Origin of the sequence: Nocardia brasiliensis ATCC 700358, assembly GCF_000250675.2 — a bacterium.
Lineage (GTDB): Bacteria > Actinomycetota > Actinomycetes > Mycobacteriales > Mycobacteriaceae > Nocardia > Nocardia brasiliensis_B.
In genome coordinates this window covers 8,972,744-8,987,705 of sequence record NC_018681.1, presented here as the reverse complement: position 1 = coordinate 8,987,705, position 14,962 = coordinate 8,972,744, and the positions used below count along the sequence as shown (strand labels likewise).

Genomic DNA, 14,962 nt, shown 5'->3' with positions numbered 1-14,962 from the left:
TAGTTGTGGGGTGCGAATTTTTCAGACCGCGTGGGCTCTAACTGAAACGGACCTCGGCGATCGCGCGCCCGAAGAGCTTTCGCTCCTCCGAGGTGCCGCCGAGCACGATCGTGGCGGTGCGGGTGCGCGGGTCGAGTGCTTTGATCCGGCCGGTGAACTCGACCGTGCTCGCCGCGTTCGGGGCGACCGGGACGAAGCCGGCGAACCGCACGCTGAATTTCTCGATGGCCGTGGGGTCGCCGAGCCAGGCGGTCAGGTAGCCGCTCGCCAAACCCATCGTCAGCATGCCGTGCGCGACGACGGTGGGCAGGCCCACCAGCTCGGCGGCGTGATCGCTGAAATGGATGGGGTTGGCGTCGCCGGACACTCCCGCGTAGTTGGCCAGGTCGCCGCGGGTCAGCCGGAAGATCCCGGGCTCGAGCTGATCGCCGACCGAGAGCCGGTCGAACTCGGGCAGCGTGTGCACCGGCGCGGGCACCCGATCGGGCGCGGGGCCGGGCAGCGCGCCCGTGCCGAGCGGGATCAGCGCCGAGCCTTCGGCCGATGCGCCTCCCGCGCTGGGGAATTCGACGACCTGACCGTGCATCATGATGTTGTCCACCACGTCGGCCACGCTCGGATCCACGTCGACGCCGCGGCGGGCCACGATCGTGGTGGACCCGATCAAGGCCAGCTCGCCGTGCTGGTTGACCAGGGCCGAACGCACCACGACGAAATCGTTGTCGCCGAACTGGCGGATGGATTCGATCAGGATCTCGCTGCTCAGCCGGTCGCCCGCCTGGATCGGCCGATAGGCCTGGAAAACCTGATCGGTCTGCAGGATCTGGGACAGGTCGTATTCGGTGAGCACCGATTCGAGCAGGGAACGAGTGCCGGCCGAACCGATCACCGAGGCGAAAGTCGGTGGCGCGATGACGTTCTCGTGACCCAGTCGCAGCGCATCGGATTCCTGCTGATGTGCGCCGTGGTGGTTCTGCACCGCCCGCGCGAATTCGCGGATCTTTTCCCGGCCGACCTCGTAGTGATCGCGTACCCGGAACCGCTGTCCGGACAGTGTTGCCGTCTGCTGCGTGCCATCGGTTTCTAGCGAAAGCGTTTGTTCCCTGACCATGATGCGGACACGCTACTAATGAACCGGACCCGTGACCAGCTGTGTGTGAGCAGCGCTACCGTCGATCGATATGGAATTGCTATCGAGTTTGCCGGTTCTTCATTTGCGCCGCGGGTCCGAGGTGTGCGTCACATCCGGACAGTAATTCGATATAGCTATAAAAGATTTCGGCGTCTCGATTGCTCCTGTGAGGAACAACCGAGACGCCGAACGGAGTCGACGACGATTCCGAGTCGCCGCTACTGCGGGCTCGTCGGCGGATCGCAGACCTTCCAGCCGCCGTCGGTGTCCTGCAGATCGAACGTGCGGGCCGAGCGTTTGGCCGGATCCGCCTCCGTATAGACGGTCGCCTGGGCGATCGCCGTCTTGTCGGTGATCCGGATGGCGTCGATGCCGTCGATCACCGGGATATTGCGCCGATCCATCGACAACTGATGCACGCCGGCGAACTGATCGGCGGGAATGCCCTGGTAAAAGTCGTGCAGTGGGCCACACGTGGTGCTGCGCAGTGCGTTCAGATCACCCTTTTTCAGCGCCTGCGTGTAATCGGTGATCGCGGCGCGCACCTTCTCCTCCGCCGAATTACCGCCCGAACCCGTGATCAACACCACGGCCACGCCGATCAGCACCACCACCAGCACGGCGGCACCCGCCACCGCCAGCAGCCAGCGCTTGGAGCGGCCCGCCTGCGGGGTGGACTCCGGGGCGGCGGGTGCCTGCCCGGCGGGCGTGATCCGCTGCGGTTGCGCGATCGGCCGCGGTTGCGGTGGACGCGGACCGGCCAGCGATTGCGCGGGCAACGTCGGCTGGATATCCGCGGGCGACGGGGCCGAACCCGGACGCTGCTGCGGGGGAGCAGGCCGGGCATCCTCGATCGGTGCCGGACCGCTCTGCGGCGGTGCCGAAGGTCCTTGCGGGCCCGGCTGTTTCGGCCCGGCCGCCGGACGCGGGGTGCTCGGCGGTTTGCTGATCGGAACGCGCCCGGGGCCCGGCGCCACCCGATCGGTGCCCGCCTGCTTCGGTGCGTCAGGCCGCTGGACCGGCAGCGCAACGGTTTTCGCGTCATCCGGTTTGATCACCGGCATGGCGACCGTCACGTCCTCGGACGCAGGCGGATTCTGGCCCCCATCCTTCGCCGTCGACGCCGTCTGCATCCTGACGGTCTCGTCCTCCGCCCCCGCCCCCGCGTCCGCAGGAGGCACAGGCTGCTGCACCCGCATCACCGTCGTCGGCGCATCATCCGAACCCGCAGACGGCTCCGGAGCGCCCGCTCCCGGAACACCCTGCGCCGAAGCAGCCGGCGCCCCACCCTGCCCCGCCGGACCGCCTTGCGCCGGAGCGGCTTTTGCCCCGCCCGGCGTTGCGGGAGTGCCTTGCGCCGGAGCGGCTTTTGCCCCGCCCTGCGTCGCCGGAGTGCCTTGCGCCGGAGTGGCTCCGCCCTGCCCCGTCGGAGCACCTTGCGCCGGGGCGGCCGCTGCCCCGCCCTGCGTTGCCGACGTGCCTTGCGTCGCAGCGGCTCCGCCCTGCCCCGTCGGAGCACCTTGCGTAGGAGTAGCTTGTCCGCCACCCGGCGCCGCCGGAGTCGCAGCGGCACCGCCCTGCGTCGACAGAGTGCCTTGCGCCGGCGCAGGTTTTGCGCCACCTTGCCCCGTCGGAGTGCTTTGCGCCTGGGCGGCTTCTTCCCCGCCCTGCGTCGCTGAAGTGCCCTGCGCCGGAGTGGCTTTTGCCTCACCCTGCGCCGCTGTCCCGCCACCGAACCAGGGACTGCGCTTCTGCTGCGCCCCCTCTTGATCCCCCCTGCGAATCTCCTCGGTTTCCGCCGCGGCGCTTCCCGCCGCCTCCGCACTCGACTGCCCCGGCGCCGCCTGCCGGACGCCCGGCTGCGTAGCCGCTGCCGCAGCACCGGCCTGCGCTACCGCACCTTTGGCATCACCCTGCCGCCCGGTTTGGATCGGTGCGCCAGGAACTGTGGGCTCCGCCGCTGCCGCGCCTGTGGTGCCTGCCGTGCCTGTGGTGCCTGCCGCGCCTGTGGTGCCTGCCGCGCCTGCGGTGCCTGCGGGGCCGCCAGGTTGCGCAGCTGCTCCCGAGGTACTCGCCTGCGCTGCCGGACCTTTCGCGTCGCCGGGCTGCCCGCTCCGCGCCGACGCGGCCTGGGCCGCAGCGCCTTTCGTGTCACCGGACGACGCGGGCGCGGCGTCGGCTCCGGCGGGCCGTCCGGTTCCGGGTGCACCTGCCGGGCTACCAGATGTGCCTACCGGGGCACTGGCGGCACCGGCCTGTGCGCTCGCAGCTGCTGCACCGGAGCCCGCGCCTGGGTGGGCCGGATCAGACTGTGCTGCAGCATCTTTCGTGCCGCCAGGCAGTGTCGATGCGCTGTCGGTACCCGCACCCTGGCCAGGCCGCTGCGAACCTGCCGGTCCCGTCTGTGCTGGTGCGGTGTTCGCGACTGATCCGGGCTGGTCGGCGGCCGTGCTCGGCTGATCTGCGCGTTTCATCGCGACCGTTTCGGCCTCGGCAGCCTTGGGTGCGTCTGGTGTTCCCGCTGGGCTGCCCGGCTGTCCCGTCGCGGCGGCCGCGCCCGGTGCTGCTGCGGGCCTGTCCTGCCGTGCGATCACCTCGGTTTCGGCGGTGCCGCTGTTCGGTGCGCTGCTCTGTTGGTTTCCTGCGGCTTTCGGCGTACCCGGCACGGTGGGGTCGGCGGTGCCCGAGCCGCTTTGCCCACCTTGACTTGCCGACCCGCTGCCGTGACCGGATTTGTCCGTAGTGGCGGACTGTGCCGTGGCGGGAGTCGTCGACCCGCTCGGCGCGGACTGCCCGGGCGTGCTGATCGTCGGCGCGCCCGAACCGGGCCGACCTGTGGCGGGGGTGCCCGCGCCCGGCCGGGCTGCGCTGGTGGCCGCACTGCTCGACGCGGCGGGGTCCTGCGTGCCGGGGCGCGGTGTCGCAGCGCCCGGAGTACCGGAGGTCGGGGTCGCGCCCGGCGCAGTGCCGGGGTTTTGCGTGCCACGCGACGCCGAACCGGTGCCTTGGGCATTCGGCGTGGGCGCGCCCTGTTCGGTGCCGCCGTCACCCGCGGCGGGGATCGGGCGGGTCGCGCCGGCGTCGGCCGGGCGGTCTCCGCTGTTCGCGCTCGGGTTGCTCGCCGTGTCGGCGCCGGGGCGTGCGTCGGGTCCGGCCGGGGTTGCCGGGTCGGCGCTCTCCCGCGCCGGGTTCTTGTTGTCGTTCGGGTCGGACACGCACTACCCCTCGGTCAGGCGGAACATCTTGAACTCGACGGCCAGCTTAACGGCCAGGGTCCGGCGAAGTCCGACTTCAGACCCCGCACGGCGGCAGGGAATGCGGCGGTACGCGTCACCGGCGAATATCGCGTCGGTGCACAATGAACCGCATGACCTCGTTCGGTGATCTGCTAGGCCCGCAACCGGTACTCCTCCCCGAAATCTCCGACGCGGAAGACGCGTTGCTCGAAGGCACCGATCCGGTGCGTGTCGCCGCCGACCATCCGGCGGCCTCGATCGCCTGGGCCTATCTGGCCGAGGCCGCGCTCACCAGGGGTGAAGCCCAGGACGAGCCGATCAATCACGACATCGTCGCCGCCTACGCGTTCGCCCGCACCGGCTACCACCGCGGCCTCGACCTGTTGCGGCGTAATGGCTGGAAGGGTTTCGGCCCGGTGCCGTGGAGCCACGAGCCCAACCGCGGCTTCCTGCGCAGCGTCGGCGCGCTGGCCCGCGCGGCCAAGGTGGTCGGTGAGACCGAGGAGTACGCGCGCTGCCTGGACCTGCTCGAAGATTGCGATCCCCGCGCGGCGGCTGAGCTGGGCCTGGACTGAATTGTCCCTGCTCGACTTCAAACCGCGCGTGGATGTCGCGCGTACGAGCACGATGGACCGGCTGCGCGCTTCCTGGGCCCGGCTGCGCCTGTCCGCGCTGCCGATCGTGCAGTGCGCCGTCGGCGCGGCCCTGGCCTGGTTCATCGCGCGGGAGATCGTCGGCCACCCGCAGCCGTTCTTCGCGCCGACGGCGGCCGTGGTCTCGATCGGCATCTCGTTCGGCGCCCGGTTGCGGCGTTCGGTGGAGCTGGTGGTCGGCGTCGCGGTCGGCATCGGCATCGGCGACCTGTTCATCACCAACGCCGGGACCGGCGTGTGGCAGATCGCGCTGGTGGTCGCGGTCGCCATGGCGGCGGCGGTGTTTCTGGACGGCGGCTCGATCATCACCATGCAGGCCGCGGGTTCTGCGGTGCTGGTCGCCACCCTGCTGCCGCCGTCGGCGGGCGGCGGCTTCTCCCGGATGATCGACGCGCTGGTCGGCGGTCTGGTGGGCGTGGTTGTGGTGGCGTCGATTCCGCTGCATCCGGTGCGGCGCGCCCGCGAGCAGGCCGCGGAAATCCTTGGCGTGATGGGCAAGTCGCTCACCGAGTGCGGCGACGGCCTGCTGGCGCAGGACCCGGACAAGCTGCGGTCGGCGCTGGCCGCGGTCCGTGCGACGCAACCGCAGATCGACGCGTTGCGCGCCACGTTGGAGGGCGGCCGGGAGATCAGCCGAATCTCGCCGCTGTACTGGAACTCTCGCGCCCGCCTCGAACGCATCAAGGCCACCGCCGATCCACTCGACAACGCGGTGCGCAACACCAGGGTGCTGTTGCGCCGTTCGCTGACGCTGGTCCAGGACGACGAGATCCTCGATCCCCGGTTGATCGACGAGGTCGAAAGGCTCGGCCAGGCAGTCGATGTGGTGCGCCGGATGATGCTCGCCGACCCGGGGGAACAGCCCGATCAGGCGGAGGGCGCCCGGGTGCTGCGCTCGGTCGCCAAGGAGGCGCGCCCGGAACTCGTTGAGGGTGCCGGTCTTTCGGCGCACGTGGTGTTCGCGCAGGTGCGTTCGATCGTGGTCGACCTCATGCAGGTGTGCGGGATGAAGCGCATCTCGGCGATGGCGCTGCTCCCCCCGACCGTCCCCAAGCCGTGGGTGGTCCCCGAGGACTGAGCCGGCTACGTAGCCGGCGCCGCGTGCGAGTGCTCCGGCCGCCGGTGTGCGGGGGCTCGATGATGATCTTTGGGTAGTGCGCTACTCGTGTTCCGGCGGAGGCCGCGCCCTACCTTGATCATGAGACCGCAACGAAGCGAGGGGTGTTGCGGTCGCACACTTCGCACATCAGCGAACCACCCCGCCGGCCATGGGTGTGGTGGCCGGGCGGGTAGGGGTGGATTCGCCCGCTGCGAAGAGCAGAGCCGTCCGGTCAGGGGAGGTCAGGCCGGGCGGCCCTGTGTGCGTTCAGGATTCCCCGACCGCGGAGACCCGCGGCGGTGCCGGGCGCAGCGTGAACCGGCGCCGGTCGAAGTCCCAGAATCGATAGATCGGCCACTGCACGGTGTGCGTGAGCCAGGCGCCGACGATGATCGCGCGATGCAGCGGCAGCACCTGGTATCCCTGCTCGGCGATGGTGCGCAAGCCGGTCAGCTGGAAATGCCACCATTCCCGCGGGTTGGTCCGGCGGCGCCGGGCCGAGGTCGCGGCCCGCATGCTCTTCAGCTGGTCGATCCGAAATCCGCGTTTGGTCAGGCACAGCGCGAGATCCAGGTCCTCGGCCACGTCGGCGCGGGTGGTGGTGTCCGCGCCGACCTGCAGCCAGGCCGCCCGGCGGATGGCCATGTTCGGACCGTGCAGATTGCCGACCCGGCCGCCGAGCTTGCCGCGCCGATCCTGTAGGTAGTAGCCGAGTTTCAAGAAGAAGCCGACCGGTGAGTCGTGATAGGTGGTGATCCCGGTGACCGCGGCGGTGTCGGGGTGTGCGCTCAGATGCGCGCGGACCACCTCGCCCCAGTCCGCGTCGACCAGGGTGTCGGCATCGGTCCTGGCCAGGAAATCGCCACGGGCCCGGTCGAATCCGGCGTTGCGCGCGGCCGGGATGCCGGGCGTGGTCTCCTCGATGAGCGCGACCTCGGGATGGGTTCGCGCGTAGTCGTGCACGATGCGGCGGGTGTCGTCGGTGCTCCCGTTGTCGACGACGATGATCTCGTCGACGGCGTCCTGGCGGACCAGGCGATCGAGGGTGCGCTCGATCCGGGTTGCCTCGTTCAGGGCCGGGATGATGACGGAAAGCACCGTCGCCGAGGGGTTGTCGGTCATGCTGGTGTGCTCCAACGTGTGCTGAGGGCAGCGTGCGCGCCGACCGGTGGGCCGGGATCACGCTCGTACAGGGCGCACGTACGCGCCCGGGTCGACTGGCCGGGGGTTACCCGATTCGGCCCGGGGCGATCATCGAAATCCGCTCTAAGTCCAGAAGCGGGTCAGGTAGCTGCCGTAGCGCGACCAGTCGGCGGGCACGCCGGACACCTCGAACAGCGCGTACACCGCGTCGAAGAAGACACCGTTGATCGCGGGCGTGAACAGCAGCGCGAACAGGATCAGCATGCCGAACGGCTTGAACTGATCGAGCGAGCGGCGGGTCTGATAGCTCAGCGACGGTTCGAGAATCCCGTAGCCGTCCAGACCGGGCAGCGGAATCAGGTTCAGCAGGGTCGCGGTGATCTGCAGGAACGCGAGGAAGCTCAACCCGAACCACAGCGCGGGATGCGAACTCGCACTGCCGAACAGCTGCACGACCACCAGCAGCAGCACCGCGCACAGCGCGTTCACCGCGGGGCCCGCGCCACTGATGAGCCGCTGGGTGCGCGGGGCGAAATTGTGGGTGTGCACGTAGACCGCGCCGCCGGGCAGGCCGATGCCGCCCAGCGCGATGAACACCATCGGCAGCACGATCGACAGCAGCGGATGGCTGTACTTCAGCGGGTTCAACGTGAGATAGCCGCGCAGTTCGACCTCGCGGTCCCCGGCCCGCCACGCCGTGAATGCGTGCGCGAATTCGTGCAGGCACAGCGTGATCACCCAGCCGAACACGACCAGCACGAACACCCCGGCCTTGGCTCGGGTGGAGTCCAGCGGGGCGTCCCAGGCGAGCACGCCGCCGACGATCGTGATGACGACGACCAGCAGGAAGATCGGGCTCGGGCGCACCGCGCGCGAGCGCCGTTCGGCGAAGAACGCGGACGTCATCGGACCAGCAGCCAGGGCTCGTGGTGCCGGTAGAAACTGGACCGCGGCACCGTGCGGTCGCTGCGGATACCGTCCCGGGTCACCACCGCGCCCGGGGTGCCGAGCTGGGCGGCGCGACCTTCGGCCCAGCGGCGCTTGCGCATGCCCTTCTGCACGGTGGCCCGGACCCCGGGCTGGTGCAGCGTCGGCGAGATCAGCATGGCGGTGACCTTGCCGGAGAACAGCTGGAAGTCGTCCACGTAGGCCTCGCCCTCGAGCTTCTCCTCGCCCGGGCCGGTGATCTTGGCGCGGCCGATCAGCACCTTGCCGGTGTCGTCGCGGATGAGCGGCACCTCGGTCGCGCGACCGTCGATGGCCCGTTTGGCGGCGGCGTTGCCGGTGCCGGTCTGGTAGGCGCGGGAACCGTAGGTCTTGTCCACCGGCACGTAGCCGATCTCGACGTGCAGTCGTTCGGTGCGCATCAGGTGGGTCAGCACCGCGGCGAGCGCGGCGTCGTCACCGAGCACGATCAGCCGCGGGAGGCTATCGGCGGCGAGCACCGGAAGCAACTCGTCGATCTCTGCGGTATCGGGAATGGCGGCCGTCGAACTGGTCGGCAGCGCCGCGAGGGCGATAGGTACCGGTGCGCCGTCGCAACGGAGAACGTGGGTACTCAAACTGCCGTACACCCTCCTCGGTTCGAGCCGACGTCGTCGGACCAACGGGTGCAACCTTAGCCCTGCCCGGCATCGGCCACACGGTTGTCGAGCCTACGACGAGATCCGGTCCCACGCTGTTGACGACGCGTCGACTAGACTGTGCTCCCGGCCACCGCCTCGATACGGCAGGTAGCTGCAACACCGGCGAATACCGCCCGGTCGGCTCTGCCGACTGCCATCTGCCCGGGTGTTGCAAGTCGAACCGTAGGAGACACGACCATGCCGGCAATCGTCCTGATCGGCGCCCAGTGGGGCGACGAAGGTAAGGGCAAAGCGACCGATCTACTCGGTGGCCGGGTGCAATGGGTGGTCCGATACCAGGGTGGCAACAATGCGGGCCACACCGTGGTGCTGCCCAATGGCGACAATTTCGCGCTGCACCTGATCCCCTCCGGCATCCTGACTCCCGGCGTGACGAATGTCATCGGCAACGGCGTCGTCATCGACCCGGGCGTGCTCCTCGACGAACTCGCCGGACTGGAAGAGCGCGGGGTCGACACCTCCGGGCTGCTGCTCTCCGCCGACGCGCACCTGATCATGCCGTATCACGTGGCCATCGATAAGGTCACCGAACGCTTCCTCGGCAACAAGAAGATCGGCACCACCGGCCGCGGCATCGGCCCCTGCTACCAGGACAAGGTGGCCCGCGTCGGGGTGCGCGTCGCCGACGTGCTGGACGAGAAGATCCTCACCCAGAAGGTCGAGGCCGCGCTGGAGTTCAAGAACCAGGTGCTGGTCAAGATCTACAACCGCCGCGCACTCGACCCGCAGCAGGTGGTCGACGAGGTGCTCGCGCAGGCCGAAAGCTTCAAGCACCGGATCGCCGACACCCGGCTGAAGCTCAATGTGGCCTTGGAGCGCGGCGAGACCGTGCTGCTCGAAGGTTCGCAGGGCACCCTGCTCGACGTGGATCACGGCACCTACCCGTACGTCACGTCGTCCAACCCGACCTCGGGCGGCGCGGCGGTCGGCGCGGGCGTCGGGCCGAACAAGATCAGCACGGTGCTCGGCATCCTCAAGTGCTACACCACCCGGGTCGGCTCCGGCCCGTTCCCGACCGAGCTGTTCGACGAGTCCGGCACCTACCTGGCCAAGACCGGCGGCGAGGTCGGCGTGACCACCGGACGCGCCCGGCGCTGCGGCTGGTTCGACGCGGTGATCGCGCGCTACGCGACCCGGGTCAACGGCATCACCGACTACTTCCTCACCAAGCTCGATGTGCTGTCCAGCCTGGAGACGGTGCCGATCTGCGTCGCCTACGACGTGGACGGCGAGCGGGTCGAGCAGATGCCGACCACGCAGACCGAGTTCCACCACGCGAAGCCGATCTACGAGGAGGTGCCCGGCTGGTGGGAGGACATCTCGGGGGCGCGGACCTTCGAGGAACTGCCCGCCAACGCGCAGGCGTACGTGCTGCGGCTGGAGGAGCTGTCCGGGGCGCGGATCTCCTGCATCGGCGTCGGGCCGGGTCGCGATCAGACGATCGTCCGGCACGACGTCCTGGGCTGATCGGGGCGGCTCTCGCCGTGACCTAAACGGCCGCCGTTCAAAGGGTTTGGCGGACCGGTGCGTCCACTTCACTGCCGCGCGACCGCCGCGGTGAGACGCAGCGTAATAGCTGCAGGGCTTCGATCATGAACCTCTGGCAACTACAGTAAGAGCTATGGCTCGGAACTGGCCGATGATCGAGCGCGAGACCGAGTTCGAGGCGATCCGCGCGGCCCTCACCGGCAGGGCGCATGTCGGCGCGGTCCTCACCGGTGATGCCGGTGTCGGGAAAACCACGCTGGCCAGGCAGGCGACCGCGGCGGTCGGCGGCAACATCCGCTGGGTGGCGGGCACCGAATCGGCGCGCAGCATTCCGTTGGGGGTGTTCGCGCACATGGTCGGCGTTTATACGGCGCACGATCCGGTCACGTTCATGTCCGCCGCGCGCGAAGCCTTGCTCGCGGACGGGCACACCATCATCGGCGTCGACGACGCCCACCTGCTCGACCAACTGTCGGCCACCCTGCTGCTGCAGCTGGCCATCGACAAGGCGGCGCACATCGTGGCCACGGTGCGCAGCGGGGTGCAGGTGCCCGACGCGGTCACCTCGCTGTGGAAAGACGGTCACCTGCTGCGCATCGACCTGAATCCGTTCAGCCAGCGTCAGAGTGTGGACCTGGTCGAATCGATGCTGGGCGGGCAGCTGGAAGGCTTCACCGCCAACCTGATGTGGGAGTCCTCCGGCGGAAACGCGCTGTTCCTGCGGCATTTGGTCGAGGGCGCGCTCGAGGCGGGTTCGCTGCGTCAGGTGAACGGCGTCTGGCAGCTGCGCGGCCGGGCCGCGGTCACCTCGGAACTGGCTGCGCTGCTGGAAGATCGGGTCGAGCAACTGCCCGACGACGTGCTGCACGTCCTGGAACTGCTCACCTTCTGCGAGCCGATCGACCTCGACGTGCTGTCCGAACTGGCCGGCGAGGAAGCGGTGGAGGCCGCCGAAACCCGGGGCGTGATCCGGGTCGTGCAGAATTCGCACCAGCTGATCGTGCGGTACAACCATCCACTCTTCGGTGAGGTGATCCGGCGCAGGCTCGGCATCGCCTCGGCGCGGCGGTTGCGCGGACGGCTGTACTCCTCGCTGAAGGAGCGGCCGATCAATTCCGCCGCCGATCGCATCCGGCTCGCCGAATTGGCTTTGGACAGCGACAAATCCGCCGACCTCGAATTGTTCGAGGCGGCCGCCGCCGACGCCATCGGCTTGGCGAACCTGCCGCTCGGCGAGCGCTTCGCCCGGGCCGCGGTGGAACGGCGCGGCGGGGTCGAGTCCGCCGATCTGCTCGCGCGGGCGCTGCTGTGGCAGGGACATCGGATCGAAGCCGAACGCATGCTGGCCAGCTTCGACCCCGACGAGCTCAGTGAGGTGCAGCTGGTCCGGTGGGGCAGCACCCGGGTGGCGAACCTGTTGTGGGCCATGGGCGATGCCGATCTCGCCGACGAGGTGCTCACGCTGGTCCGCGGCAAGGCCAAGCATCCGAAGAACGTGGCGCTGCTCGACGGACTCGCCTCCGCCTGCGCGGTGAACGAGAACCGGATCGATACCGCGATCGCGGAGGCGGAGCGGGCGATCAACGTCAAAGGCGCACCGGCCTGGGCGGTCTGGTGGGCCTCCTTCGGCGGCAGCCTGGCCTTGGCGCTGATGGGCAAAGGCGATGCGGCGCAACAGTACGCGGTCCGCGGGCACGAGGTGGAGACCGAGATCGACGGTCTCAACCGCTTCATGTCCACCCATGCCGAGGTGCTCGGTCTGGTGTTGACCGGACAGCTCGACGCCGCTCGCCGTTGCGCCGCAGACTATTTCGGCTATTCCGCACCGGGACAGTACCTGGCGTGGGGGATGTCGAAGATCTTGCAGGGCACCGTCGACGTGGCGCAGGGGCACTTCCCGGACGGCATCGAGAACCTGGAACAGGCGTTGGCCGCGCTCGCCGCGGAAGGCGCGGCGGCCTGGATGTTCCCGGCGAGAATCCGTCTCGCCGAGGCGTATTCGGCGCTCGGCCGGGCGAGCGAGGCCGCCGAGGCGATCGCCGAGGCCACCGCCCGCGGCGGCAGGCACAGTGCCGTGTACGAGCCGCAGCTCGAAGTCGCCCGCGCCTGGCACGCGGCCGCGGAAGGCACCGTCACCCCGGCCATCCGGCTCGCCATGGGGGCGGCCGACGCCGCCGCCCGCTCCAATCAGCACGGCATCGAGGCCATGGCGCTGCATGCCGCGGCCCGCTTCGGAGAGCATGCCGCCGCAGGCCGATTGGCGGATCTGGCGGCCATGGTGGACGGCAAGCTGGTGCAGGTGCAAGCCAGGCACGCGGTCGCCCTCGCGGCGCACGATGGACCCGGATTGGACGCTGCCGCAGTGGAATTCGAACGGCTCGGGGCTTTGCTCTCCGCCGCCGACGCCTCGGCGCAGGCCGCGTCGGCGCACGAACGCGCCGGGGATCGTCGTCGCCTGCTCGAGTCCGCCGCCACCGCGAACCGGCTCGCGGCGGCCTGCGGTGGGGCGAGCACCCCCGCACTGCGGCAGGCGGCCCAACCGCTGCCGCTCACCGCCCGCGAACGCGAGATCGCGAACCTCGTCGCGGCCGGCCTGTCCAACCGCCAGATCGCCGACCGCCTCACCGTTTCCGTCCGCACCGTCGAAGGCCACCTCTACCGCGCCTGCATCAAGATGGACGTCACCGACCGCGAATCCCTCGGCGCTCTGATGCGCGGCGAATCCACCCCCTGAGCCGAGCCCGCTGCTGGGCAGTGCGTATGGCCGGAGCCGTGCGGATGCTGTGCCGTGTGCCAGCGCTGCGCGGGCGCGAGAGGGCCGGAGCCGTGCGGATGCTGTGCCGTGTGCCAGCGCTGCGCGGGCGCGAGAGGGCCGGAGCCGTACGGATGCTGTGGCCGTGGTGCCGGGTCGGCGCGGGCGTGGGTGGGCAGGACCCATACGTATGCTGTGCCGGGCGGCGCGGGCGTGGGTGGGCTTGAGCTGTGGGAAGTTACGCGTGGTGCCGGGCCGGAGCGGGCGCGGGTGGCCGGTGCGGAAGCCTATGCCGTGGTGAGGAATTCGCCTGCGGGTGGGGCGAGCAGGCGGATGTTGGGGTTGTGGCTGAGACCGGGGATCTCGGTGAACTCGGCGTCGGGGAGGACGGCGGCGATGGCGCGGGCGCCGGTGCGGAGCAGCGCATCGCTTTTCGCGCCCGCGATGACCAGGGTCTGGGCTTTGACGCCGGACCAGTCCTCGGTGCGCAGTGGCTCGCCGCGCATGAACTCACGCATGACGGCCCAGTCGTAGGCGGTCGAGTGGGCGGTGGCGCGCAGGTCGCGCCAGAACGGGGTCCAGCGCATGAGGGCGACGAAGCCGCGCGGAATGCCCATCGCCTTGGTCATGTAGAAGCGCACCGTCTCGGACCGCTTATCGGCGGCGATCAATTCGTGCAGGGTGGTCTCGAGGTCGGCGGCGGGCACGAAGTTCTCGTGATCGACCACGAACGGCGGCTCGAAGGCGACGACCTTGGTGATCCCCGGGATCTGTCCGGACCCCGCGGCCCGCAACGCCAGCCCCGCCCCGGAGGACCAGCCGAACAGCATGGCCGACCCGCCCGCGACGGCCACCAGCGCGGCGAGGTCGTCGATCTCGTGCCGGACGTCGTACCCGGCGGCCTGGTCGGTGCTGTCGCCGCGACCGCGCCGGTCGTAGTTCAGGACGGTCAACCCGTACTGCTTGTGCAGCGTCTCGGCCAGCGCCACCATCTTGGGGAACTTCCGGTAGCCGAACGCGCCGCCGACCAGGATCACGGTTCCGGCGACGCCGTCGAGCCGGTCGTAGGCGAGCACGGTGCCGTCGGCGGAGGTCACTGTCTGCACAGCAGTCTCACTTTCGAAGAGGTGACCGGCCGCGGGTCGATGCGGCCTGTACTCGTGTAGACGGGGTGGGCGCAGGGAATTCATCGCGGCCTTCGACCGGCCACGGCGGCGCTCAGAACAGCGTCGGCTCGCCGAAGCCCGGGGTGCGTTCGATTTCCAGCAGATGCTGTTTGGTGCTGACGCCGCCGGGGGCGGAGAACCCGGTGAGCGCGTTGTCCGCGGCGAGCACCCGGTGGCACGGGATGATGAGGGGAATCGGGTTGCGGCCCAAGGCTTGTCCGACGGCCTGCGCGCCACCGGGCTGCCCGATGCGGTGCGCGACCTGCCCGTAGGTGAGGGTGCGCCCGGGGTCGATGGCGCGGGTGACCTCGAGCACGGCCCGGTTGAACTCGGGAATCCCGCTGAGGTCCACCGGAATCCAGCGCAGGTCGTCGAGTTCGCCGGCGAGGTGGGCGCGCACGCCCGCGACGGCTTCGGCGATCACGCCGGTGGGGGTCTCTTCGCGGACCTCGTCGTCCGGCAGGCCGGCGCGGCGGCGCGTGATGCGCGCACGGGTCGCGGCCGGGCTTGCTTCGGGGAGCTGGAACCGGATCACGGCCGTACCGCTCCAGGCGATGGCGCAGATGCCGATCGCGGTGTCGAAGAGGGTTGCCTCGGCGGACAGGCAACGCGGGTCGCTCATGTAGTCAGTGTGCACCGTGCCACCG

General features: G+C 69.9%; 11 protein-coding genes. 4 read left to right on the top strand and 7 right to left on the bottom strand.

Translation table 11 applies throughout. The features are described 5' to 3' along the window. Positions 1 to 37: 37 nt before the first annotated feature. Positions 38 to 1,111 carry a fused (3R)-hydroxyacyl-ACP dehydratase subunits HadA/HadB gene (locus O3I_RS40245; protein ID WP_014988821.1) on the bottom strand — a complete coding sequence of 358 codons (1,074 nt, stop codon included), beginning with the start codon at positions 1,109 to 1,111 and terminating at the stop codon, positions 38 to 40. A 239-nt stretch (positions 1,112 to 1,350) separates the two neighbouring features. Further along, a complete protein-coding gene (locus O3I_RS40240; protein ID WP_237748209.1) occupies positions 1,351 to 2,325 on the bottom strand; it encodes a hypothetical protein in 975 nt (324 codons plus the stop codon). Positions 2,326 to 4,499: 2,174 nt separating this feature from the next. Here O3I_RS40240 and O3I_RS40235 point away from each other — a divergent pair. Then, a complete protein-coding gene (locus O3I_RS40235; protein ID WP_014988818.1) occupies positions 4,500 to 4,943 on the top strand; it encodes a DUF3151 domain-containing protein in 444 nt (147 codons plus the stop codon). A gap of 52 nt (positions 4,944 to 4,995) precedes the next feature. Beyond that, positions 4,996 to 6,099: an FUSC family protein gene (locus tag O3I_RS40230; RefSeq protein WP_086006321.1), complete on the top strand. Its 1,104-nt coding sequence runs from the start codon at positions 4,996 to 4,998 to the stop codon at positions 6,097 to 6,099. Between the two features lie 288 nt (positions 6,100 to 6,387). Here O3I_RS40230 and O3I_RS40225 read toward each other — a convergent pair whose 3' ends face one another. From O3I_RS40225 to O3I_RS40215, 3 genes are all read right to left on the bottom strand, one after another. Further along, a complete protein-coding gene (locus O3I_RS40225; protein WP_014988816.1) occupies positions 6,388 to 7,242 on the bottom strand; it encodes a glycosyltransferase in 855 nt (284 codons plus the stop codon). Between the two features lie 144 nt (positions 7,243 to 7,386). Beyond that, the gene (locus O3I_RS40220) at positions 7,387 to 8,169 is read right to left on the bottom strand and encodes a site-2 protease family protein (protein WP_014988815.1); all 783 of its coding nucleotides are present in this window, start codon (positions 8,167 to 8,169) and stop codon (positions 7,387 to 7,389) included. Continuing rightward, positions 8,166 to 8,825 carry a hypothetical protein gene (locus O3I_RS40215; RefSeq protein WP_014988814.1) on the bottom strand — a complete coding sequence of 220 codons (660 nt, stop codon included), beginning with the start codon at positions 8,823 to 8,825 and terminating at the stop codon, positions 8,166 to 8,168. The genes O3I_RS40220 and O3I_RS40215 overlap by 4 nt, the downstream gene beginning before the upstream one ends. A 261-nt stretch (positions 8,826 to 9,086) precedes the next feature. On the opposite strand from O3I_RS40215, the gene O3I_RS40210 reads away from it, so the two are divergent. Beyond that, a complete protein-coding gene (locus O3I_RS40210; RefSeq protein ID WP_014988813.1) occupies positions 9,087 to 10,376 on the top strand; it encodes an adenylosuccinate synthase in 1,290 nt (429 codons plus the stop codon). 154 nt (positions 10,377 to 10,530) lie between these two features. After that, a complete protein-coding gene (locus O3I_RS40205; RefSeq protein ID WP_041563174.1) occupies positions 10,531 to 13,131 on the top strand; it encodes a helix-turn-helix transcriptional regulator in 2,601 nt (866 codons plus the stop codon). A gap of 305 nt (positions 13,132 to 13,436) precedes the next feature. On the opposite strand, the gene O3I_RS40200 is transcribed toward O3I_RS40205, so the two are convergent. After that, positions 13,437 to 14,255 carry an alpha/beta fold hydrolase gene (locus tag O3I_RS40200; RefSeq protein WP_014988811.1) on the bottom strand — a complete coding sequence of 273 codons (819 nt, stop codon included), beginning with the start codon at positions 14,253 to 14,255 and terminating at the stop codon, positions 13,437 to 13,439. A gap of 112 nt (positions 14,256 to 14,367) precedes the next feature. Continuing rightward, positions 14,368 to 14,937: a methylated-DNA--[protein]-cysteine S-methyltransferase gene (locus O3I_RS40195; protein WP_014988810.1), complete on the bottom strand. Its 570-nt coding sequence runs from the start codon at positions 14,935 to 14,937 to the stop codon at positions 14,368 to 14,370. Between the last annotated feature and the right edge of the window lie 25 nt (positions 14,938 to 14,962).

Bases quoted from the DNA above. Each gene is read 5' to 3' on its own strand.
- O3I_RS40245 (WP_014988821.1), bottom strand. From the start codon at position 1,111: ATGGTCAGGGAACAAACGCTTTCGCTAGAAACCGATGGCACGCAGCAG.
- O3I_RS40235 (WP_014988818.1), top strand. From the start codon at position 4,500: ATGACCTCGTTCGGTGATCTGCTAGGCCCGCAACCGGTACTCCTCCCC.
- O3I_RS40230 (WP_086006321.1), top strand. From the start codon at position 4,996: ATGGACCGGCTGCGCGCTTCCTGGGCCCGGCTGCGCCTGTCCGCGCTG.
- O3I_RS40225 (WP_014988816.1), bottom strand. From the start codon at position 7,242: ATGACCGACAACCCCTCGGCGACGGTGCTTTCCGTCATCATCCCGGCC.
- O3I_RS40220 (WP_014988815.1), bottom strand. From the start codon at position 8,169: ATGACGTCCGCGTTCTTCGCCGAACGGCGCTCGCGCGCGGTGCGCCCG.
- O3I_RS40210 (WP_014988813.1), top strand. From the start codon at position 9,087: ATGCCGGCAATCGTCCTGATCGGCGCCCAGTGGGGCGACGAAGGTAAG.
- O3I_RS40205 (WP_041563174.1), top strand. From the start codon at position 10,531: ATGGCTCGGAACTGGCCGATGATCGAGCGCGAGACCGAGTTCGAGGCG.
- O3I_RS40195 (WP_014988810.1), bottom strand. From the start codon at position 14,937: ATGAGCGACCCGCGTTGCCTGTCCGCCGAGGCAACCCTCTTCGACACC.